This is a genomic window from Streptomyces sp. M92 (genome assembly GCF_028473745.1).
Taxonomy (GTDB): Bacteria; Actinomycetota; Actinomycetes; order Streptomycetales; family Streptomycetaceae; genus Streptomyces.
The window spans coordinates 3,240,841-3,263,182 of the sequence record NZ_CP101137.1 but is presented as its reverse complement, the minus strand read 5'-3'; the positions used below and the strand labels follow the sequence as shown (position 1 = coordinate 3,263,182).

The window sequence follows — 22,342 nt, the reverse complement described above, 5'->3', positions numbered from 1 at the left end:
ATGGCCTTCCGGGAGATCAACACGAAGATGGTGCAGGCGGCGGTGGCGCCCGGGCAGCGGCTGTTCAGTCAGCGCGGGGCGATGCTCGCCTACCAGGGGGACGTGTCCTTCACCCCGAACATGAGCGGCGGGCGGGGCGGTGTGGTGTCGATGATCGGGCGCCGGGTGGCGAACGAGGACACGCCGCTGATGACCGTCGAGGGCAGCGGCACGGTGCTCTTCGGGCACGGCGGCCATCACGTGCAGGTGATCGAACTCTCCGGCGACACGCTGTACGTGGAGGCGGACCGGTTGCTCGCCTTCGAGGGCACGCTGGAGCAGAACACCGTGTTCCTGGGCTCGGAGGGCGGGGTGATGGGCATGGTGCGGGGCCAGGTGAGCGGGCAGGGGCTCTTCACGACGACGCTGCGGGGTCACGGCTCGGTGGCGGTGATGGCGCACGGCGGTGTCTTCGAGGTGCCGATCACCCCGCAGCGTCCGGTGCGCGTGGACCCGCAGGCCTACGTCGCCCACCACGGCGACGTGCGCAACAAGCTGTCCACGGCGCTGGGCTGGCGGGACATGGTGGGGCGCGGCTCCGGCGAGGCGTTCCAGCTGGAGCTGAGCGGCAGTGGCACGGTGTTCGTCCAGGCCTCGGAGGAGAAGCTGTGAGCGCGGTGCACCACGACCCGGCGACCCTGCCGGCGGACGACAACGTCAATCCGTACACCTTCTGCGTGGAGCTCAAGGGGAGCCAGTGGTTCCTGCAGAAGGGGAAGATGATCGCCTACTACGGGGCGATCGAGTTCAACGGGGTCGGGCACGGGCGGCTGGACCGTCTGATGCGTACGTCGTTCCATTCGCCTCTGCACGCGAGCGACTGGGTCGTCGCCGAGGGCTCGGGCAAGATGCTCCTCGCCGACCGGGCGTTCGATGTGAATTCGTACGACCTCGAGGACGGCAACCTGACCATTCGCTCGGGCAACCTGCTCGCTTTTCAGCCAAGTCTTGCTCTCAAACAGTCGATCGTGCCGGGTTTTCTGACCCTGATCGGAACCGGAAAGTTCGTGGCCGCGTCGAACGGTCCGGTGGTGTTCATGGAGCCGCCGATCCGGGTCGACCCGCAGGCCCTGGTCGGCTGGGCGGACTGCCCGTCTCCGTGCCACCACTACGACCACGGGTACATGACCGGCCTGCTGGGCGGTCTACGTGCGATGACGGGGCTCGGCGGGGCCTCCGGGGAGGAGCACCAGTTCGAGTTCGCCGGCGCGGGGACGGTGCTGCTGCAGTCGAGCGAGACGCTGATGCCGGAGCAGGCCACGGGGGTCGCTCCGCAGCAGGCGGGGGTGCCCGGAGGGGGTGCTTCCGGGGGTCAGGGAGGCCGGCCCGGGGTACCGGGGCTTCCCGGACAGCTGGGGGACCTCCAGCGCCGCTTCGGGCTGTGAGCGGTAATCTGCGGAGTGTGACGTCGAACGCGTGCGCACCGTCACCGTCACGGATCACCCCTCACTAGTTCGCCTTTCAACATTTTAGGTAGACTTCATACATGGAGACCGAGACGGCCACCCGCTGGCTGACCGATACGGAGCAGTGTGCTTGGCGCACCCACCTGGAGGTCAACAGGCTGTTGACGCACCAGCTCGAGAAGGACCTGCAGCCGTTCGGCCTGACGATGAACGACTACGAGATCCTGGTGAACCTCTCCGAGTCGGAGGGCGACCGCATGCGGATGAGCGATCTGGCCACCGCCACGATGCAGTCGAAGAGCCGCCTCTCCCACCAGATCACCCGCATGGAGAACGCGGACCTGGTCCGGCGGGAGAACTGCGAGTCCGACCGCCGCGGGCTCTACGCCGTCCTCACCGAGCACGGCCTGGAGACGATGCGGAAGGTCGCCCCGCACCACGTGGCGTCCGTCCGCCGGCACTTCATCGACCTGCTGGCCCCCGAGGCCCTGACGGAGCTGGACAAGGCCCTCAAGCCGATCGCGGAGCACCTGCGCGGGCAGCGCGGTCGCCCTTGATCACAGCACTGTCCATAGCCATGGCAACGGTCTAGGCACCCGGCAGGCGGAGCTCGAACAGGGCACCGCCTGCCGGCGCGTCGTGGACCGTGAGCGTGCCGCCGTGCCGGACGGCGACGTCGCGGGCGATGGCCAGCCCCAGCCCGGCCCCGCCGTCGTCGCGGCTGCGGGCGGCGTCGAGCCGTACGAACCGCTCGAAGACCCGCTCCCGGTCGGCCGCCGGTACGCCTTCCCCGTCGTCGGCCACGGAGACCACGGCCGCCTCCCCGTCCCGCCGCACGGACACCTCCACGGCCGAGCGGGCGTGCCGCTGGGCGTTGTCGAGCAGGTTGGCCAGCACCCGGCCCAGCTGTCCGCGCGACCCGGCGACCGTCACGTCGTCCTCGGCCCGCACCCGCACCCCGGCCCGGCCCCCCGCCGCCTCCCGCGCCAGCCCGGCGAGGTCGACGCGCGCGTCGGCGGGCCGCTCCCCCGCGTCCAGCCTGGCCAGGAGCAAAAGGTCGGCGGCGAGCCGCTGCAGCCGTACGGTGTCCTCCACGGCGCCGTCCAGGTCCAGCAGCTCCGGGTGGGCGGCGGCCACCTCCAGCTGGGTGCGCAGCGAGGCGATCGGGCTGCGGAGCTCGTGCGAGGCGTCGGCGACGAACCGCCGCTGCCGCTCCACCGAGGACTCCAGGGCGGCCAGCGTCTCGTTGGTCGTCGAGGCGAGCCTGGCCACCTCGTCGTGCGTGCCCGGCACCGGGACGCGGCGCGCCAGGTCCTCGCTGGCGGTGATCGCGGCCATCTCCCGGCGGATGCCCTCCACGGGCCGCAGCGCGCGCCGGGTGACCAGCCAGGTCACCCATCCGACGACCACGAGCAGCAGCGGGAAGCCGATCAGCATGACGGTCAGCGCGGTGTTCACGGCGCCGTGCTCGGCGGAGAGCGGGGCGCCGGCCCAGACGGTGAGCCTTCCCTGCTCGTCGGTCTCGACGGGCACGGCGGCGAAACGGTAGTCCTCCGTGTCGCCGTCGATCGTCGCCGAGCCGTCGCTGACGGTGGTCCGCTCGCCGATCTCACCGGCTTCGAGCGCCTCGGCGGAGTCGTCGTCATCGTCCGAGCCGCCGTCGTCGGCGTCGTCGCCGGTGGGGGCCGGCCGCGGCTTCACCGCGTCGACGCCGGTGCCGCTGATCCGTTCCAGGTCCTCGCTGGCGGCGACGAGCCTGCCGTCCTCGTCGACGATCTGCAACGGGCGGTCGTCGACGTCCAGGGACAGCTCGCCGTACGGCGTCCCGACGGCCAGTTCGGTGGCGACCTCGCGCGCGGAGCGCTCCGCCTGGGTGCCCGCCTCACCGAGCAGGTTGGAGCGCAGGGACAGCAGGACGGCGGTACCGGCCGCGACCAGGGCGACGGCGACCACGAGGGTGGCGCCGAGCGTGGCGCGGGCCCGGACCGACCCGAGGAGGCGGCTCATCATTCGGCCTCCAGCCGGTAGCCGGCGCCGCGCACGGTCCGGATGAGGGCCGCGCGCAGCTTGCGCCTGAGGGCGCTGACGTAGACCTCGACGATGTTGGGGTCGCCGTCGTAGGCGAAGTCCCAGACGTGCTCCAGGATCTCGGCCTTGGACACCACCTGCCCGGCCCGCACCACGAGCTGCTCCAGGACGGCGAACTCCTTCGCCGTGAGGGTCACTTCGCGCTCGCCCAGGAAGACCCGGCGGGCGGCGGTGTCGACCTTCAGGTCGCCGTGGACGTGCACGGGCGAGGCGCCGGCTCCCTGAGTCCGGCGCCGCAGCAGGGCCTTCACGCGGGCGACCAGGACGACGTACGAGAAGGGCTTGGTGAGGTAGTCGTCGGCGCCCGTGTCCAGTCCCTCGGCCTCGTCGTACTCGCCGTCCTTGGCGGTGAGCATCAGGATCGGCACGTCGTGGCCGGCGGCGCGCAGGGCGGCGCAGACCCGGTAGCCGTTGAGGCCGGGCAGCATGATGTCGAGGATGACCAGGTCGTACACGCCCTCACCGGCCCGGTGCAGGCCCTCCCGGCCGTCGTGGACGACGTCCACGGCGTAGCCCTCGGCGGTGAGCCCCCTGGCGAGCGACAGGGCCAGCCGCTTCTCGTCCTCCACGATCAACAGGCGCATGCGTAAAGAGTCGCAAAACGTAGCTGAAGAAGCCTTCAGGTGGCTTCAGCTCCGCCTCAGCGTCCGTCCCCGACAGTGAGGGGGTCGAAAGCACAGCGACATCGAACGAACGTGTACGACTCGGAGGATTCCGTATGAAGCGCAACATCGTGATCGCCGCCGTCACCGCCGCCGCACTGATCGGGGGCGGTACGGCGACGGCGCTGGCGACCGCGGGGGACGACGACCCGGGTACGACGCGCCAGTCGGACGTCCGGGACCGGGACGACGCCGCGAAGGGCGCCGCGGACGACGGCGCGGACGACGGCGACGATTCCCGTGACCGTGACCACGACGGCGACCGGGACGACGACCGCGACGACGCCGCCCGCGCGTCCTCCGCGAAGGTGAAGGCGGCCGAGGCCGTCGCCGCCGCCCTGAAGGAGGCCCCGGGCACCGCCGTCTCCGCCGAGCTGGACGACGAGGACGGCGACGATGACGACGGCGACCGCGAGCGTGCGGTCTGGGAGGTCGACGTCCTCGCGGGCGACGGCACCTGGCACAGCGTCCGGATCGACCCGGGCTCCGGCAAGGTGCTCGGCTCCGAGACGGACGACGAGGACGACACCGACGAGGTGCGGGCCGCGCTGAAGGGCGCCTCCGTGGACGCCGCCGAGGCCGCGAAGGCCGCCGCCGGCCGTGGGACCGTGACCTCCGTGGAGCTGGACGAGGACGGCTACTACGGGGACGGCGAGGCCGCCTGGGAGGTCGAGTCCACGTCCTCGGGCAAGGGCGAGCAGGACTGGCGCGTCGACCTCAGCACCGGCAAGGTCACGGCCGACCGCTCGCACCACTCGGACTCCGACGACGACTGACCGGGCCCGGCCGCCCGGCGGCCCCTCGGCGGCGGCGCCCCGGCACCAGCGCCGCCACCGCGGCGACCGCGCCGGACACCGCGAAGCACACCGGCAGCGGAAGGCGCTCCACCAGCAGCCCCACGGCGGCGGCACCGGCCGACATCCCGGCGTTCACGGCGGTGTTGCACCAGGTCCCGGCCCGGACCCGGAAGCCGGGGGCCGCGCTCTCGTCGGCGACGAGGTAGGACGTGGTCAGCGCCGGCGCCACGAACAGGCCCGCACACGTGACGGCCAGGACCAGGGTGCCCAGGCCGGGTGCGAGGCCCGCGGCGGCCAGGCAGACGCCGAGACCGGCCGCGAAGAACGGGAGCCGGGCGCGGGTGGGCGAACTCCAGGCGACGGCGCCGTTGACGAGACCGCCGAGCGCGCTGCCCACCGACAGCGCCGCGAGCACCCAGGCGACGGCGCCGTCCCCGAGGCCGCGCTCCCCCGCGTAGGCGACGACGAGGAGGTCGACGGCGCTCACCGAGACACCGACGCACGCCGCGACGACGACGGGTTGCAGCAGGGCCCGCCCCTGTCCCGTGCCGCCCCTCCCGGGCGCGGGGGCGTCGCCCTTCTCCCGCTCCGCCGGACGCAGCAGGGCCGCCGCCGGTGAGGTGACGAAGGCGAGCGTGCCCACGACCACCAGGAACGCGCTGAGCACGAGACCTGCGGCCGGCGGGGCGACGGCCACGACGGCGCCGACCAGGAGCGGGCCGGAGACGAAGAGCAGTTCTTCGGCGACGCCGTCCAGGCTGTAGGCCCGCTGGAGCAGGTGCCGGTCCGGGAGCAGTTCGGCCCACACCGCGCGCATCGTGGAGCCGAGCGGCGGCGTGCAGGCCCCGGCGAGCGCGGCGGCCCCGGCGAGCACCGCCCCGGGCACACCGGGGTGCCGGCACAGTTCCGCCAGAGCGCAGAGCAGGCCGCCGTAGAGCAGGGCCATGGGTGTCACGGCCCGGCGCAGGCCGTGCCGGTCGACGAGTGCGGCGCGGTAGGGGGAGAGGAGGACGCCGGTGCCGCCGAAGACGGCCAGGACCGTGCCGGCCACGGCGTACGACCCGGTGGACCGGGTCAGGGAGAGCATCAGGGCGAGGGAGACCGTGCCGTACGACAGCCGGCCGACGAGGGCGGCCGCGAAGGTGCGGCGGGCATGGGGGACACGGAGGACGGCGGCGTACGAGGGCCGCGGAGTGGGCGTGGACACGCGAAGGGTTCCTCAAGAGGGAGGCAACGAGGGGACGCCGAGGCGCGCGACGGCCGGATGCGGCGGTCGCGTGCGGGGCGGGCCCTAGGCCAAGAGGAGGAACACGCGCGTCAACGTAGCAGCGCGGCCCGCAAGCCGCACGCCCATTACGGCACCGGCAACCGGCGGCCACTCGTGCGCGGGACCGGCCCAACACCTGGCGTGGGCAGGCCCACGGTGCCCGCTCCGGCCGACCGGCACGGACCGGCTCGGTGGGGTGCGCCCGCCCCGTTGCCCGGCTCGGCTCCGGACGGCGTGCCCGGCAGGACGCCGGATGCTGCCCCGCGGAGCACCACGCACCCCGCAAGGCGGATTCGCGCGACCGGCGTCCTGCGCCGCGACTCCGGCATCCGGCGCCGGCGGCCCGAAGTCTTGAGACACCGGGCTCGCCCGCGGACGCGTGCCCGACAGGGCACCAGCTGCCCACGGAGCACCACGCGCCCCGCAAGGGACATCGCATGACCGGCGTCCTGCGCCGCGAGTCCAGTACCCGGAGCCAGCCCAGGGGGCCTGCGCCGCGGTCGTCGCCGCGGCCGGCACTCGGCGCGTGTCAGCCGTTGGTCAGGCCCGCCACCAGTTCGTCCGCCGCGCGGTACGGGTCCAGTTCGCCCGCGACGATGCGTTCCGCGAGGGCGCCGAGGCGGCGGTCGCCGTGGAGGTCGCCGATACGTTCGCGCAGGGTGGTGACGGCGATGGTCTCGACCTCGCGGGCGGCGCGGGCGCGGCGGCGTTCGGCCAGGACGTCCCGTTCCTCCATCCAGGCGCGGTGCTTCTCCAGCGCCTCGACGACCTCGTCGACGCCCTCGCCGCGCGCGGCGACCGTCTTGACGATGGGCGGGCGCCAGTCGCCGGGACCGCGGGACTCGCCGAGGCCCAGCATGTGGTTCAGCTCGCGGGCGGTCGCGTCGGCGCCGTCGCGGTCGGCCTTGTTGACGACGTAGACGTCGCCGATCTCCAGGATGCCGGCCTTCGCGGCCTGGATGCCGTCGCCCATGCCCGGGGCGAGCAGGACGACGGAGGTGTCGGCCTGGGAGGCGATCTCGACCTCCGACTGACCGACGCCGACCGTCTCGACCAGGATCACGTCGCAGCCCGCCGCGTCGAGGACGCGGATCGCCTGCGGTGCCGCCCAGGCGAGGCCGCCGAGGTGACCGCGGGTCGCCATCGAGCGGATGTAGACGCCCGGGTCGGAGGCGTGCTCCGACATCCGGACGCGGTCGCCGAGCAGGGCACCGCCGGAGAAGGGGGAGGACGGGTCGACGGCCAGGACGCCGACCCGCCTGCCCTGCTTGCGGTACGCCGTCACCAGCGCCGAGGTGGAGGTCGACTTGCCGACGCCGGGGGAACCGGTCAGGCCGACGACGTACGCGTTGCCCGTGAGCGGCGCCAGCGCCTCCATGACCTCCCTGAGCTGCGGAGACGCCCCCTCCACCAGCGAGATCAGCCGGGCCACGGCCCGCGGCCGGCCTTCCCTGGCCTGGGCCACCAGCGAGGAGACGTCCTGCATCACAGCTCCGTTCAGTGAGAAGTCGTCACCCGGGTCCCTACCCGGTGACCCGAAGTCAGGCCTTGGGCACCCGCACGATCAGCGCGTCGCCCTGACCGCCGCCGCCGCACAGCGCCGCCGCGCCGACCCCGCCGCCGCGCCGCTTCAGCTCCAGCGCCAGGTGCAGCACGAGGCGGGCGCCGGACATGCCGATGGGGTGGCCCAGCGCGATGGCGCCGCCGTTGACGTTCACCTTTTCGATGGAAACGCCGAGGTCCTTCATTGACTGCACGGCGACGGCCGCGAAGGCCTCGTTGATCTCGATCAGGTCCAGGTCCGCGACGTCGAGCCCCTCCTTCTTCAGGGCGTGCTGGATCGCGTTCGACGGCTGCGACTGCAAAGAGTTGTCCGGGCCGGCCACGTTGCCGTGGGCACCGATCTCCGCGATCCACTCCAGGCCGAGCTCCAGCGCCTTGGCCTTGCTCATGACGACCACGGCCGCGGCGCCGTCGGAGATCTGCGAGGACGAGCCCGCGGTGATCGTGCCGTCCTTGGCGAAGGCGGGGCGCAGCTTGCCCAGCGACTCGGCGGTGGTGTCACCGCGGATGCCCTCGTCCTTGCTGAACAGCACCGGGTCGCCCTTGCGCTGCGGGATCTCCACCGGGGTGATCTCGGCCTCGAAGAGCCCGTTCTTCTGGGCGGCGGCGGCGCGCTGGTGGGAGAGCGCGGCGATCTCGTCCTGGGCGGGGCGCTCGATGCCCAGTCGGGTGTTGTGCTTCTCCGTCGACTCGCCCATGGCGATGTCCTCGAAGGAGTCGGTCAGACCGTCGTGCGCCATGGCGTCGAGCATCTGGACCGCGCCGTACTTGTAGCCCTCGCGGGACTTCGGCAGCAGGTGCGGGGCGTTGGTCATGGACTCCTGGCCGCCGGCGACGACCACGTCGAATTCACCGGCGCGAATGAGCTGGTCGGCGAGCGCGATCGCGTCCAGGCCCGACAGGCAGACCTTGTTGACCGTGAGCGCCGGCACGTTCATGGGGATGCCGGCCTTGACGGCGGCCTGGCGGGCCGGGATCTGCCCGGCGCCGGCCTGGAGCACCTGCCCCATGATCACGTACTGGACCTGGTCGCCGCCGATCCCGGCGCGGTCGAGGGCGGCCTTGATGGCGAAGCCGCCGAGGTCGGCGCCGGAGAAGGACTTCAGCGAGCCGAGCAGCCGCCCCATCGGGGTGCGGGCGCCCGCGACGATGACGGAGGTCGTGCCGTTCTTTCCAGAGGTTCCAGAGGTTTCAGCGGTTCCAGAAGACATGAGCTGCGATCCCCTTTTCCGGCCCGCACAGGCCGAGGAGTGAACGAGGGTTTACTCGAATGTACTGAGCGGTATGCCGCCCGTCACCCGGCGGTCGGTGTGATCGCGCGCACGTTGCGTAACCACCTCCGGAGCGCTGCACTGAATCCATGCTGACGCGAATCGACCACATCGGAATCGCCTGCCGCGACCTCGACACGACCGTCGAGTTCTACCGTGCCACCTACGGCTTCGAGGTGTTCCACACCGAGGTCAACGAGGAGCAGGGTGTCCGCGAGGCCATGCTCAAGATCAACGATACGTCGGACGGCGGCGCCTCCTACCTCCAGCTCCTGGAGCCGACCCGCGAGGACTCGGCGGTCGGCAAGTGGCTCGCCAAGAACGGCGAGGGCGTCCACCACATCGCCTTCGGTACGGCGGACGTGGACGCCGACGCGGCCGGCATCCGGGACAAGGGCGTACGCGTTCTGTACGACGAGCCCCGGCGCGGTTCGATGGGGTCGCGGATCACCTTCCTGCACCCCAAGGACTGCCATGGCGTACTGACAGAACTCGTCACTTCGGCGGCCGTTGAGTCACCTGAGCACTGACCCTCGTACATATGGGCCGGTAGGGTTGGGTGCGGTCGCCGCTCAGTCCGGGGTGACCCGGTCCTGCCGTCTGTGGTGGCGGGACCGCCGGGGTCCGTGTTTCGGGGGGCGAACGCCGGGGCAGGAACACGTGCTCCGCCGTTGATCTGACACCATTCCCCGGGGGCCCCGTCCTGCGGACGGACGGAGCTCGTTCGGAAGTTTTTGCGACCAGGGGACGGATGGGACCGCGCAGTGCGGGGCTACGAGAGCCAGGAGCGAGAGCCGGCGGCTGACGTCGACCACCTCTCTCGGTTCGAGGCCGAGATGAAGCGGCTGAAGACCGAGCGGGAAAAGGCGATCCAGCACGCCGAGGACCTCGGCTACCAGGTCGAGGTGCTGCGCGCCAAGCTGCACGAGGCGCGGCGCACCATCATGTCCCGGCCCGCCTTCGACGGCGGCGACATCGGGTACCAGGCCGAGCAGTTGCTGCGCAACGCGCAGACGCAGGCCGACCAGCTGCGCGCGGACGCCGAGCGGGAGCTGAGCGAGGCCCGGGCGCAGACGCAGCGCATCCTCCAGGAGCACGCCGAGCATTCCGCCCGGCTCCAGTCGGAGCTGCACCAGGAGGCGGTGACCCGGCGCCAGCAGCTCGACCAGGAGCTGGCCGAGCGCCGGCAGACCGTCGAGTCCCACGTCAACGAGAACGTGGCGTGGGCGGAGCAGCTGCGCGCCCGCACCGAGCAGCAGGCCCGCCGGCTGCTCGACGAGTCCCGCGCGGAGGCCGAGCAGGCCCTGGCCGCGGCCCGCGCGGAGGCCGAGCGGCTGACCACCGAGGCCCGGCAGCGGCTGCGCAGCGACGCCGAGAGCGCCCGCGCGGAGGCCGAGCAGATCCTGCGCCGGGCCCGCGCGGACGCCGAGCGGCTGCTGAACGCCGCCTCCACGCAGGCCCAGGAGGCCACCGACCACGCCGAGCAGCTGCGCAGCTCCACGGCGACCGAGTCGGAGGACGCGCGGCGCCGGGCGCAGGAGCTGAGCCGGACCGCCGAGCAGCGGATGACCGAGGCCGAGGAGGCGCTGCGCAAGGCGCAGACCGAGGCCGAGAAGCTGGTCGCCGAGGCCGAGGAGAGTGCCGCCAAGGCCCTGGCGAGCGCCGAGCAGACCAACGAGCAGCGCACCCGCACCGCCAAGGAGCAGGTCGCCCGGCTGGTCGGCGAGGCCACCAAGGACGCCGAGACGACGAAGGCCGAGGCCGAGCAGCTGGTCGCGGACGCCCGCGCCGAGGCTGAGAAGATCGTCGCCGAGGCCGCCGAGAAGGCCCGCACGATCACCGCCGAGGAGTCTGCGACCCAGCTGTCCAAGGCGGCCAAGACCGCCGAGGACGTGCTGAACAAGGCCTCGGAGGACGCCAAGCGCACCACGAAGGCCGCCGCCGAGGAGGCCGAGCGGATCCGCTCCGAGGCCGAGGCCGAGGCGGACCGGCTGCGCGGCGAGGCGCACGACATCGCCGCGCAGCTCAAGGGCGCGGCGAAGGACGACACCAAGGAGTACCGCGCCAAGACGGTCGAGCTCCAGGAGGAGGCGCGCCGGCTGCGCGGCGAGGCCGAGCAGCTGCGCGCCGACGCGGTCGAAGAGGGCGAGAAGATCCGCGCCGAGGCCCGCAAGGAGGCCGTGGCGCAGATCGAGGAGGCGGCGAAGACCGCCGAGGAGCTGCTCGCCAAGGCCAAGGCGGACGCCGACGAGCTGCGGCAGACCGCGACGGCGGACGGCGAGAAGGTCCGTGCCGAGGCCATCGAGCGGGCGACGACCCTGCGCCGGCAGGCCGAGGAGACCCTGGAGCGCACCCGCGCGGAGGCCGAGCGGCACCGCGCGGAGGCCGAGGAGCGGGCCGAGGAGCTCAAGGCGGAGGCCGAGCGGGCCGCCGGCGAGCTGCGCGAGGAGACCGAGCGCGCCGTCGAGGCCCGCCGCGAGGAGGCCGCCGAGGAGCTGACGCGGCTCCAGACGGAGGCCGAGGAGCGGCGCACGGCCGCCGAGCAGGCGCTGACCGAGGCCCGCGACGAGGCCGAGCGGATCCGGCGCGAGGCCGCGGAGGAGAGCGAGCGGCTGCGCAGCGAGGCCGCGGAGCGCATCCGTACGCTCCAGCAGCAGGCCGAGACGGAGGCCGAGCGGCTGCGCACCGAGGCCGCCGCGGACGCCTCCGCCTCCCGCGCGGAGGGCGAGGCCGTCGCCGTACGCCTGCGGTCGGAGGCCTCCAGCGAGGCCGAGCGGCTGAAGTCGGAGGCGCAGGAGAGCGCCGACCGGGTCCGGGCGGAGGCGCAGAGCGCCGCCGAGCGGATCGCCGCCGAGGCGTCCGAGACGCTGGCCGCCGCCCAGGAGGAGGCGGCCAGGCGCCGCCGCGAGGCCGAGGAGCTGCTCGGCGACGCCCGGCAGGAGGCCGACCAGGAGCGCGAGCGGGCCCGCGAGCAGAGCGAGGAGCTGCTGGCCTCGGCGCGCACGCGCGTGGACGAGGCGCAGGCCGAGGCGGTCCGGCTGGTCGAGGAGGCCGACCGGCGCGCCACCGAGATGGTGTCGGCCGCCGAGCAGCACGCGACACAGGTACGGGAGTCGGTCGCCGGGCTGCACGAGCAGGCCCAGGAGGAGATCGCCGGGCTGCGCTCCGCTGCCGAGCACGCGGCGGAGCGCACCCGGCGCGAGGCCGAGGAGGAGGCGGACCGGGTCCGCGCCGACGCCTACGCGGAGCGGGAGCGGGCGAGCGAGGACGCCGGGCGTCTGAGGCACGAGGCGCAGGAGGAGACGGAGGCCGCCAAGGCGCTGGCCGAGCGGACGGTGTCCGAGGCCATCACCGAGGCCGAGCGCATCCGCGCGGACGTCGCCGAGCACGCCCAGCGGGTGCGCACCGAGGCCTCCGACGCCATCGCCGAGGCCGAGCAGTCCGCGTCCCGTACCCGGGCGGACGCCCGCGAGGACGCCAACCGCATCCGGTCCGACGCGGCGACGCAGGCGGACACCCTGATCACCGAGGCGCGTTCCGAGGCGGAGCGGCTGACCACCGAGACGGTGACCGAGACCGACCGGCTCCGCACGGAGACGGCCACGGAGGCGGAGCGCGTCCGCACCGAGGCGGCGAACGAGGCCGAGCGGGTTCAGGCGGCCGCGGCCGAGGAAGCCGAGCGGCTGCGGACCGAGTCGGTCGCCGAGGCGGAGCGCGTCCGCACCGAGGCGGCGAACGAGGCCGAGCGCGTCCAGACGGAAGCGGCCGAGGAAGCCCACCGGCTGCGGACGGAATCGGTCGCGGAGGCCGAGCGGCTGCGGACCGAGTCGGTCGCCGAGGCGGACCGGGTCAGGACCGAGGCGGGTGCCCAGGCCGAGCAGCTGCTCTCGGACGCCACCGGGGAGGCCGAGCGGCTGCGCGCCGAGGCCGCGGAGACGGTCGGTTCCGCGCGGCAGCACGCCGAGCGTGTCCGCACCGAGGCGGAGCGGGTGCGGGCTCAGGCGGAGGAAGAGGCCGAGCGGGTCACCGCGGCCGCCCGCGAGGAGGCCGAGCGCACCCTCGACGAGGCCCGCAAGGACGCCAACAAGCGGCGTTCGGAGGCTGCGGAGCAGGTCGACACGCTCATCACCGAGACCACCGCCGAGGCCGACAAGCTGCTCGCCGAGGCCCAGCAGCAGGCCCAGAAGGCCACCGCGGACGCCGAGTCGCAGGCCGACACGATGGTCGGCGCGGCCCGCGCGGAGGCCGACCGGATCGTCCAGGAGGCGACGGTCGAGGGCAACACCCGGGTGGAGAAGGCCCGTACGGACGCGGACGAGCTGCTGGTCGGCGCCCGTCGGGACGCGACCGCCATAAGGGAACGCGCGGAGGAACTGCGCGAGCGCCTCACCTCCGAGATCGAGGAGCTGCACGAACGCGCCCGCCGCGAGGCCGCCGAGACGATGAGGTCGGCCGGCGACCGCTGCGACGCGCTCGTCAAGGCGGCCGAGGAGCAGCTCGCCAAGGCGGAGGCGAAGGCCAAGGAGCTGGTGTCGGAGGCCAACTCCGAGGCCGGCAAGGTGCGCATCGCCGCCGTCAAGAAGGCCGAGGGGCTGCTCAAGGAGGCCGAGCAGAAGAAGGCCAAGCTGGTCAGGGAGGCCGAGGAGCTGAAGGCCGAGGCCGTCCGCGAGGCGCGGGAGACGGTCGAGGAGGGCAAGCGCGAGCTGGAGATCCTGGTGCGGCGCCGCGAGGACATCAACGCCGAGATCTCCCGGGTGCAGGACGTCCTGGAGGCGCTGGAGTCCTTCGAGGCGCCCGCGGGCGGCGGCAAGGACAACGGGGTCAAGGCCGGTGCCACGGTGGGTGCCCCACGTTCGGGTGGCAAATCGTCAGACGGCTAGCGTCCGGGGCGGATTCGGTGTCTGCTGGAGATCTTTGGGGTACGACCGGACAAACCCTTGACCAAGACTTTGGCAAGCCGTCCGCGTGTCAGCCACCCGAAAGAGGTGTCATTCTCCGTATCAAACGTGCATCCGCTCGATGACACACCGCATCGGCGCCTAGGATTCCCTCTATCACCTCACCCGGTCTCTTTCGACAGGAACCCCATGAGCGACACTTCCCCCTACGGCTTCGAGCACGTGCGGCGTGGGTACGACCGCGCTCAGGTGGACGACTACATCGCCAAGCTCGTCTCCGACCGTGACAGCGCTCACTCCCGCATCACCGCTCTGGAAAAGCGCATCGAGGAGCTCCACCTCGAGACCCAGAACGCCCAGGCGCAGGTGAACGACGCCGAGCCGTCGTACGCCGGTCTCGGTGCCCGGGTCGAGAAGATCCTGCGTCTCGCCGAGGAAGAGGCGAAGGACCTGCGCGAGGAGGCCCGGCGCGCGGCCGAGCAGCACCGCGAGCTCGCCGAGTCGGCGGCCCAGCAGGTGCGCAACGACGCGGAGTCGTACGCCGCGGAGCGCAAGGCCAAGGCCGAGGACGAGGGCGTCCGGATCGTCGAGCAGGCCAAGGGCGACGCCGCGCAGCTGCGTTCCGAGGCGCAGAAGGACGCGCAGTCCAAGCGCGAGGAGGCCGACGCCCTCTTCGAGGAGACCCGCGCCAAGGCCGCGCAGGCCGCCGCCGACTTCGAGACCAACCTCGCCAAGCGCCGCGAGCAGTCCGAGCGCGACCTGGCCTCCCGTCAGGCCAAGGCCGAGAAGCGGCTCGCGGAGATCGAGCACCGCGCGGAGCAGCTGCGCCTGGAGGCGGAGAAGCTGCGCACGGACGCCGAGCGCCGCGCCCGCCAGACCGTCGAGACGGCGCAGCGCCAGGCCGAGGACATCGTGGCCGACGCCAACGCCAAGGCCGACCGGATCCGTTCGGAATCCGAGCGCGAGCTGGCCGCCCTCACCAACCGCCGCGACTCCATCAACGCGCAGCTGACCAACGTGCGCGAGATGCTGGCGACCCTCACGGGCGCCGCGGTGGCCGCCGCCGGCACGCCGGCCGACGAGGAGCCGGTCTCCCGCGGGGTCCCGGCCCAGCAGTCCCGCTGACGCGGGGCGTACACCGGCGAAACGGGCGCGGAATTCGGACGAAGCCTTCTGTCACCGGGGTGGCAGAGGGCTTCGTCCCGTTCTAGCGTGGTCGCCATGATCGAGCTCGAGGGGCTGACCAAGCGGTACGGCGAGAAGGTAGCGGTCAACAATCTCTCCTTCACCGTCAGACCGGGCATCATCACGGGCTTCCTCGGCCCCAACGGTGCGGGCAAGTCGACCACCATGCGGATGGTGCTGGGCCTGGACCGGCCGACGGCCGGGGACGTCCGGATCGACGGCAAGCACTACGACCAGCTGAAGGACCCGCTGACGTACATCGGCGCGCTCTTGGAGGCCAAGGCCTGGCACGGCGGGCGCAGCGCCTACAACCACCTGCTGTGCCTCGCGCAGAGCAACGGCATCCCCACCGGGCGGGTCCGCGAGGTCCTGGACACGGTCGGGCTGACGGCGGTCGCCAAGAAGAAGACCAAGGGGTTCTCCCTGGGCATGGGCCAGCGGCTGGGCATCGCCGCGGCGCTGCTGGGGGACCCGCGCATCCTGATGTTCGACGAGCCGGTCAACGGGCTCGACCCCGAGGGCATCCACTGGATCCGCAACCTGATGAAGACGCTGGCCTCCCAGGGCCGTACGGTCTTCGTCTCCTCCCACCTGATGAGCGAGATGGCGCTGACGGCGGACCACCTGGTCGTCATCGGGCAGGGCAGGCTGCTGGCGGACACCTCGATGGCCGACTTCATCGCGGAGAACTCGCGCAGCTACGTACGCGTCCGCACTCCGCAGCGCGAGCGGCTGCTCGACGTGCTGCACGGCGAGGGCGTCACGGTCGTCGAGACCGGCGACGTGCTGGAGGTGGACGGCGACAAGGCGGAGGCCGTCGGCGAGCTGGCGGCGCGGCACCAGATCGTGCTGCATGAGCTGAGCCCGCAGCGGGCCTCGCTGGAGGAGGCGTTCATGCAGCTGACGGCGGAGTCGGTGGAGTACCACGCGCACGACGGCCGGCCGGCCGGTCCGGTGCCGCCGGGGCAACAGCGGCAACAGCAGCAGTGGGGCAGCGAGTGGAGGAAGGGATGAGCATGGCGGCGACACAGGTCGTCCGGTCCGAGTGGACCAAGATCCGTTCGGTCGCGTCCACGGTGTGGACGCTGGGCCTCGCCGTGGTCGTCACCATCGCCCTCGGCATGCTGATCTCGGCGCTGTCGAAGAGCGAGTTCGACAACATGGGCCGCGAGGACCAGCTCACCTTCGACCCGACCTTCATCAGCTTCGCCGGGACGAGCCTCGGCCAGCTGGCGATGATCGTGTTCGGCGTGCTGGTGGTGGCGAACGAGTACAGCACCGGCATGATCCGCACCTCGCTGGCCGCCGTGCCGAAGCGGGGCACCTTCCTGTTCAGCAAGATCGCGGTGGCCACCGCCCTCGCGCTGGTCGTCAGCATGATCACCAGCTTCGCCACCTTCTTCCTCGGGCAGGCGATGCTCGGCGACCTCAAGGCCTCGATCGGTGATCCGGGCGTACTGCGCGCGGTCATCGGCGGCGGGCTCTACATGACGCTGATCGCGATGTTCTCGATGGGCGTCGCCGCGATGCTGCGCTCGCCGATGCTGTCCCTGGGCATCCTGATGCCGTTCTTCTTCCTGATCTCCAACATCCTGGGCAACGTCCCGGCCACGGAGAAGGTCGGCCGGTTCCTGCCCGACCAGGCCGGCAGCAAGATCATGCAGGTGGTGGCGCCGCTCGACGACGACGTGCCCTACGGACCGTGGGGCGGACTCGGGATCATGGCATTGTGGGTGATCGCGGCCCTCGTCGGCGGGTACGTGGTGCTGAGGAAACGGGACGCCTAGTCACTGTCCGGCACGGTTTCGCGAAGGACCGGATTTTACCCGGGCTTGAACGGAACCGTCAGCGCCTCGATATCCTCCTAATCCTTACGGGGGCGTGCGCCCTGCTGTCCTGAACCTTCCGATGGGTGCGGAGCATGATCGAGGCTGTCGGCCTGACCAAGCGCTACGGCGACAAGACCGCAGTGCACAATCTGTCCTTCCAGGTGCGGCCAGGTGCCGTCACCGGCTTCCTCGGGCCGAACGGCTCGGGGAAGTCGACGACGATGCGCATGATCCTCGGCCTGGACAACCCCACCGCGGGCCACGTCACCATCGGCGGTCACCCGTACCGCAGGCTGCCGAACGCCCCCCGCCAGGTGGGCGCGCTGCTCGACGCCAAGGCGGTGCACGGCGGCCGGTCCGCCCGCAGCCACCTGCTGAGCCTGGCCCAGCTCTCGGGCATCCCGGCCCGGCGGGTGGACGAGGTGCTCGGCGTGGTGGGCCTCCAGGACGTGGCCAAGCGGCGCTCCAAGGGCTTCTCGCTCGGCATGGGCCAGCGGCTCGGCATCGCCGCCGCCCTCCTCGGCGACCCCCAGGTGCTGCTCTTCGACGAGCCGGTCAACGGTCTCGACCCCGAGGGCATCCACTGGGTGCGCAACCTGATGAAGGCGCTCGCGGCGGAGGGTCGTACGGTCTTCGTCTCCTCGCACCTGATGAGCGAGATGGCGCTGACCGCCGACCACCTGATCGTCATCGGGCGCGGTCAGCTGATGGCCGACATGAGCGTGACGGACTTCATTTCGGCCAACTCCGCCGACTTCGCGCGGGTGCGCACGCCGGACACCGAGCCGCAGCTGCGCGAGAAGCTGACGTCGGCGCTGACCGAGGCGGGCGGGCACGTCATGTCCGAGCAGGACGGCGCGCTGCGGGTGACCGGGCTGGCGCTCCCCCGGATCAGCGACATCGCGCACGACACCGACGTACGACTGTGGGAGCTGTCGCCGCACCAGGCCTCACTGGAGGAGGCGTACATGCGGATGACGCAGGGCGCCGTGGACTACCGCTCGACCGCCGACCAGAAAGCGGCTCTCCAGCAGCCGCTGCCGCCCGGCGCGCAGCCGCCGATGCCGGTGCCCGGGCAGGGTCAGCCCGGCTGGTACGCCCCGCCGCCGCCCCAGCAGGGCGGTCAGCCCTTCGCGGCGCCGCAGGGCGCGCCCGGCCAGGCCCCGGCGGGACCGTACGGCGCCCCGCCCGCGCCCGGCGGCGCGGTGCCGGGCGGCGGGCAGTCCGCCAACCCGTACGCGGCACAGCAGGCCCCGCAGGCGCAGTCGCCGCAGCCGGCACAGCAGCCCGCCCAGGCTCCGCAGTCGCCCGCTCCGGCCGCCGCGCCGCCCGCCGCCGCCCCCGCGCCCGTCACCGACCCGACCAAGCCCGAGGACGCCCGATGAGCACGCCCCAGCCCCCGATGCCGCAGGCCGCACCCGACTGGCAGGCGGCGCCCGGTTCGCCCTACCCCACGTACACCTCGCCGATCCCGGTGGTACCCACGCACCTCGGGCACGCGGTCGCCTCCGAGTGGACGAAGATCAAGTCGGTCCGCTCCACGATGTGGACGCTGGGCGTCTTCATCGTGCTGGTCGTCGGTCTGGGCCTGCTCACCGGCGCGGTGGTGGCGAGCTCGGACACCGACGTGGACGGTGAGAGCCCGCTCGCCCTCGGCTTCTTCGGCCTGCTGCTCGGCAGCATCTGCCTGATCACCCTCGGCGTGCTGACCACCGCCTCGGAGTACGGCACCGGCATGGTGCGCACCACGATGACGGCGTGCCCCAGCCGCGGCCGGGTCCTCGCGGCCAAGGCGATCGTGTTCTTCCTGGTGGCGTTCGTGGTGACGCTGGTCTCCGCCACGCTCGTCGCCCTGATGCACGTGACCATGCTGGAGGGCAACGGAGCCGGCGACCCCACCGGGAGCGAGTGGCTGAAGGGCACCGTCGGCGTCTCGCTCTACGTGGCGCTGCTCGGCCTGCTGTCGCTGGCCATCGGCTCGATCATCCGCCACTCGGCGGGCGCCATCACCATCATGATCGGGGCCCTGCTCGCCCCGCTGGTGATCGCGCTCTTCATGTTCGCGGAGTCCCTGAAGGACGTGCAGCAGGCGCTGTTCGAGTACTCGATCCCGAACCAGATGAGCATCTTCTACGCCAACTCGCTCAGCGACTCCGGCCCGTCCGGCTGGGACCCGCTGTGGATCATGCTCGGCGTGACGGCGGTCGCGTTCGCCGGCGCCTTCGCCCTGCTGCAGAAGCGGGACGTGTAGCCGGCGTTCAGAACCTCGGCGCGTTACGGGACCGCTGCACCCGCGTGGTGCGGCGGTCCTTCGCGTTCCAGCAGGACTTGTGCCAGTGCCGGCGCTCGTCCACGCCCGAGTGCGCCGGCCAGGCCACCACGTGCGGGACGCCGTCCGGGATCAGCTGGTCGCATCCCGGGCAGCGGTACGACTTCCCCTGCGCGCTCGCGCCCGCCACGTGCCGTACGCTCCAGTCATCACCCTGCCAGCTCTCCGACGACTGCCAGCCGCCGTAGCGGCCGGAGCCGTCGTCCTCGGCGCTGCGGCCGGACGATGCGGCTCCCTTGGGTCGGTTGCGACGCGGGGACACAGGACACCTCACGGAGCTATACAGGGAGTACGGACCGCATCCAGCCTACGCGGGACGGACCGGGGTACCCGTACGGCGCCAACCCCCACAACTCGCCCCGCAGGGACCTCCACCGGTGCTTTCCGCCCCGCCGCTACGGCCGATTCTGCAGACAATCCGCAAATCCCTCCGCCCGACCGTGTCCTCGGCACGTGTCAGACGGTTATGCCCTGCGGGGGAGCTCCGTGTCGGAGCCGAGGAAGCAGGAAGAGCAATGCGCGTTGGAAGTTTCGTGTTGGGCGCCCAGTTCCCGGGCCAGGGTCACGGCGAAGCGCTGCACCGCGCGGTCCGCTCGGCCGAGGTCGCCGAGGAGGCGGGGCTCGACGCGGTCTGGCTGGCCGAACACCACTTCGTCCCGTACGGCACGTGTCCGTCGGCCGTGACCCTGGCCGCGCTGCTGCTGGGCCGCACCCGCCGCATCCGGGTCGGCACCGCGGTGAGCGTGCTGCCCACCGCCCACCCCGTGGCGCTCGGCGAGCAGGCCGCGCTGCTGCACGTCACAACCGGCGGCCGGTTCTCACTGGGCGTGGGCCGGGGCGGCCCGTGGGTGGACCTGGAGGTGTTCGGCACGGGCCTGGAGGCGTACGAGAAGCAGTTCCCGGAGTCACTCGATCTGCTGATGCGCTGGCTGCGCGAGCCGGCCGTCGGCGCCTCGGGCGACCGCTTCCGGTTCCGCGAGGTGCCCGTCGTCCCGCGGCCCTCGGAGTCCCTGTCGGAGGAGCCGGGCCCGGAGGTCGTCGTCGCCTGCACCTCCCCGGCGAGCGTGCGCACGGCTGCCGAGCGGGGGCTGCCGATGCTGCTGGGGATGCACGTCGGGGACGAGGAGAAGGCCGAGATGGTCGCCCTGTGGCGACGGCACGCCCGCGCCGCCGGGCGGCCGTCGGCGGAGATCCACGGCGCGGCCCACGTGTCGGCCGGCGTCTGCCAGATCGCCGACCGGCGCACGGACGCGGCCGAGACCCTGCTCAAGGCCGTGCCGGGCTGGCTGCGCCAGGGACTGGGCGCCCACGTCACGGTCGACGGCCGCGCCCGGCGGATGCGCGATCCGTACGCCTACACCGAACTCCTCTGCGGCCTGCACCCGGTGGGCACGCCCCGCCTGTGCGCCGACCGGCTCGCGGCGACCGGTGAACGCACCGGGATCGACCGCTTCGCCCTGCTCGTCGAGGGGTCCGGAGACCTCGCGGCGACCGAGGAGAACGTACGGCGGCTCGGGGCCGAGGTGCTCCCCCAGCTCGGCTGAGGGAGCCGGCGGCGAGCCTGCCGCTCCGGTACGCACTGCACCTCCCGCGTACCGAGCGGCAAGCGGACGTCGTCGTCAGCAGTCGCGGAATTCGGGCGACTGGTTCAGGACCTGGCTGCGTACCGAGGTGAAACGGGTCAGCGTCTCGTCGACGGAGGAGTCCAACGGGAACACCGCCACCCGGTGGCAGTTCTGGAAGGCCAGCCGCACACCGAAGTGCCGCTGCAGTGCACCGCGTATGGCGTCACTCGCCAGCGCACGCAGCAGCTGGCCGCGCGCCTGCTCGTCCGGCGGGGGCGTCTGGTTGTCGGCGAACGCACCGCCGTCGACCTTCAGCTGTGCCACCAGGGAGCTGACCATCTCCCATGCGTAAGGCAGGGAAGTCCGGACGCAGTCGACGAAGGCTGCTTCGTCGACCTCGCCTCGCTCGGCCTGTTCGAGTAGGGCCGGTGAGACGTCGAGCGACATGGGTTCTCCTCTCGCACCCCCGACTGGCAGGGGTTGCCGGACAGTTAGGGGAGTGCGCGATTTTGAACACGCTGCGTACACACACCGCGACCTCCCGTTCAATACCGTAAGCAACCGATCGTGACCGCACCAGGAGAATGCCTAGATGGGCACCAACCGGTAGGCACACAATCGGCCAGTGCGCAAGACGGGGCCAATGGGAGAAGTGGGACGGGCCGCGCGGGCACCCCGGCACGGGCGAATCGCGTCGGGCGGGGCGCGTCGAGTAGCGTTGCCGACCATGCGTCTCGTCATTGCCCGCTGCTCGGTCGACTACGCCGGGCGGCTCACCGCCCATCTCCCCTCGGCCCCTCGTCTGATCCTGGTCAAGGCGGACGGCAGCGTCTCGATCCACGCCGACGACCGGGCCTACAAGCCCCTCAACTGGATGTCGCCTCCGTGCACCCTCAAGGAGGGCTCCGGCGACGAGGAGGGCGTCTGGACCGTCGTCAACAAGGCGGGCGAGAAGCTCATCATCACGATGGAGGAGATCCTGCACGACTCCTCGCACGAGCTGGGCGTCGACCCGGGCCTGATCAAGGACGGCGTGGAAGCACACCTCCAGGAGTTGCTGGCCGACCGCATCGAGACGCTGGGCGAGGGCTACACCCTCATCCGCCGCGAGTACCCGACCGCCATCGGTCCCGTCGACATCCTGTGCCGGGACGCCGAGGGCGGAACCGTCGCGGTGGAGATCAAGCGGCGCGGCGAGATCGACGGCGTGGAGCAACTCACGCGCTACCTGGAGCTGTTGAACCGCGATCCGCACCTCGCCCCGGTGCGCGGCGTCTTCGCCGCCCAGGAGATCAAGCCACAGGCCCGCGTGCTCGCCACGGACCGCGGGATCGGCTGCCAGGTGCTGGACTACGACGCCATGCGGGGCATCGAGGACGACAAGCTGCGGCTGTTCTGAGGGGCGTCGGGTACGACGTGCGGAAGGGCCGGGTCCGTGGAGCG

At 72.3% G+C, this 22,342-nt stretch carries 20 protein-coding genes; 13 read left to right on the top strand and 7 right to left on the bottom strand.

Annotated elements, in window-relative coordinates; all coding sequences use genetic code 11:
- From M6G08_RS15005 to M6G08_RS14995, 3 genes are all read left to right on the top strand, one after another.
- Positions 1–651, top strand: a complete 651-nt coding sequence (locus M6G08_RS15005) for an AIM24 family protein (protein WP_272587663.1) — start codon at positions 1–3, stop codon at positions 649–651.
- Positions 648–1,424: an AIM24 family protein gene (locus tag M6G08_RS15000; protein WP_272587662.1), complete on the top strand. Its 777-nt coding sequence runs from the start codon at positions 648–650 to the stop codon at positions 1,422–1,424. The genes M6G08_RS15005 and M6G08_RS15000 overlap by 4 nt, the downstream gene beginning before the upstream one ends.
- A gap of 101 nt (positions 1,425–1,525) precedes the next feature.
- A complete protein-coding gene (locus tag M6G08_RS14995; protein ID WP_217254511.1) occupies positions 1,526–2,002 on the top strand; it encodes a MarR family winged helix-turn-helix transcriptional regulator in 477 nt (158 codons plus the stop codon).
- Between the two features lie 31 nt (positions 2,003–2,033).
- On the opposite strand, the gene M6G08_RS14990 is transcribed toward M6G08_RS14995, so the two are convergent.
- Positions 2,034–3,452, bottom strand: coding sequence for a sensor histidine kinase (locus M6G08_RS14990; RefSeq protein ID WP_272591345.1), 1,419 nt, complete (start codon positions 3,450–3,452; stop codon positions 2,034–2,036).
- Positions 3,452–4,117 carry a response regulator transcription factor gene (locus M6G08_RS14985; RefSeq protein WP_073724106.1) on the bottom strand — a complete coding sequence of 222 codons (666 nt, stop codon included), beginning with the start codon at positions 4,115–4,117 and terminating at the stop codon, positions 3,452–3,454. The genes M6G08_RS14990 and M6G08_RS14985 overlap by 1 nt, the downstream gene beginning before the upstream one ends.
- 134 nt (positions 4,118–4,251) lie before the next feature.
- Here M6G08_RS14985 and M6G08_RS14980 point away from each other — a divergent pair, with 134 nt between their 5' ends.
- Complete coding sequence (locus tag M6G08_RS14980) at positions 4,252–4,971, top strand: PepSY domain-containing protein (protein WP_272587660.1); 720 nt, start codon at positions 4,252–4,254, stop codon at positions 4,969–4,971.
- On the opposite strand, the gene M6G08_RS14975 is transcribed toward M6G08_RS14980, so the two are convergent.
- The 3 genes from M6G08_RS14975 to M6G08_RS14965 all read right to left on the bottom strand — a co-directional run bounded on the left by M6G08_RS14975 (position 4,928) and on the right by M6G08_RS14965 (position 9,033).
- Positions 4,928–6,199: an MFS transporter gene (locus M6G08_RS14975; RefSeq protein ID WP_272587659.1), complete on the bottom strand. Its 1,272-nt coding sequence runs from the start codon at positions 6,197–6,199 to the stop codon at positions 4,928–4,930. The genes M6G08_RS14980 and M6G08_RS14975 overlap by 44 nt on opposite strands.
- A gap of 589 nt (positions 6,200–6,788) precedes the next feature.
- A complete protein-coding gene (gene meaB / locus M6G08_RS14970; protein WP_272587658.1) occupies positions 6,789–7,745 on the bottom strand; it encodes a methylmalonyl Co-A mutase-associated GTPase MeaB in 957 nt (318 codons plus the stop codon).
- A 55-nt stretch (positions 7,746–7,800) separates the two neighbouring features.
- Positions 7,801–9,033, bottom strand: coding sequence for an acetyl-CoA C-acetyltransferase (locus M6G08_RS14965; RefSeq protein ID WP_272587657.1), 1,233 nt, complete (start codon positions 9,031–9,033; stop codon positions 7,801–7,803).
- A 149-nt stretch (positions 9,034–9,182) separates the two neighbouring features.
- Here M6G08_RS14965 and mce point away from each other — a divergent pair, with 149 nt between their 5' ends.
- The 7 genes from mce to M6G08_RS14930 all read left to right on the top strand — a co-directional run bounded on the left by mce (position 9,183) and on the right by M6G08_RS14930 (position 19,256).
- Positions 9,183–9,623, top strand: a complete 441-nt coding sequence (gene mce / locus M6G08_RS14960) for a methylmalonyl-CoA epimerase (RefSeq protein WP_272587656.1) — start codon at positions 9,183–9,185, stop codon at positions 9,621–9,623.
- Between the two features lie 234 nt (positions 9,624–9,857).
- A complete protein-coding gene (gene scy / locus M6G08_RS14955; protein ID WP_272587655.1) occupies positions 9,858–13,973 on the top strand; it encodes a polarized growth protein Scy in 4,116 nt (1,371 codons plus the stop codon).
- A gap of 207 nt (positions 13,974–14,180) precedes the next feature.
- On the top strand, positions 14,181–15,116 hold the full coding sequence (locus M6G08_RS14950) for a coiled-coil domain-containing protein (protein WP_073724119.1): 936 nt from the start codon (positions 14,181–14,183) through the stop codon (positions 15,114–15,116).
- Positions 15,117–15,212: 96 nt separating this feature from the next.
- Positions 15,213–16,190: an ABC transporter ATP-binding protein gene (locus tag M6G08_RS14945; protein WP_272587654.1), complete on the top strand. Its 978-nt coding sequence runs from the start codon at positions 15,213–15,215 to the stop codon at positions 16,188–16,190.
- A complete protein-coding gene (locus tag M6G08_RS14940; protein WP_272587653.1) occupies positions 16,187–16,963 on the top strand; it encodes an ABC transporter permease in 777 nt (258 codons plus the stop codon). Before M6G08_RS14945 ends, M6G08_RS14940 begins: the two co-directional genes overlap by 4 nt.
- A gap of 134 nt (positions 16,964–17,097) precedes the next feature.
- A complete protein-coding gene (locus M6G08_RS14935; protein ID WP_272587652.1) occupies positions 17,098–18,390 on the top strand; it encodes an ABC transporter ATP-binding protein in 1,293 nt (430 codons plus the stop codon).
- Entirely contained in the window at positions 18,387–19,256 is an 870-nt protein-coding gene (locus tag M6G08_RS14930; protein WP_272587651.1) for an ABC transporter permease, read from the top strand. The genes M6G08_RS14935 and M6G08_RS14930 overlap by 4 nt, the downstream gene beginning before the upstream one ends.
- Before the next feature lie 7 nt (positions 19,257–19,263).
- On the opposite strand, the gene M6G08_RS14925 is transcribed toward M6G08_RS14930, so the two are convergent.
- Positions 19,264–19,596, bottom strand: a complete 333-nt coding sequence (locus M6G08_RS14925) for an Rv1322 family protein (RefSeq protein ID WP_272587650.1) — start codon at positions 19,594–19,596, stop codon at positions 19,264–19,266.
- A gap of 253 nt (positions 19,597–19,849) precedes the next feature.
- On the opposite strand from M6G08_RS14925, the gene M6G08_RS14920 reads away from it, so the two are divergent.
- Positions 19,850–20,878, top strand: a complete 1,029-nt coding sequence (locus M6G08_RS14920; protein WP_272587649.1) for an LLM class flavin-dependent oxidoreductase — start codon at positions 19,850–19,852, stop codon at positions 20,876–20,878.
- 75 nt (positions 20,879–20,953) lie between these two features.
- Here M6G08_RS14920 and M6G08_RS14915 read toward each other — a convergent pair whose 3' ends face one another.
- Complete coding sequence (locus tag M6G08_RS14915) at positions 20,954–21,346, bottom strand: SCO5389 family protein (RefSeq protein WP_019326839.1); 393 nt, start codon at positions 21,344–21,346, stop codon at positions 20,954–20,956.
- A gap of 280 nt (positions 21,347–21,626) precedes the next feature.
- On the opposite strand from M6G08_RS14915, the gene nucS reads away from it, so the two are divergent.
- Entirely contained in the window at positions 21,627–22,298 is a 672-nt protein-coding gene (nucS, locus tag M6G08_RS14910; protein ID WP_272587648.1) for an endonuclease NucS, read from the top strand.
- Positions 22,299–22,342: the final 44 nt, after the last annotated feature.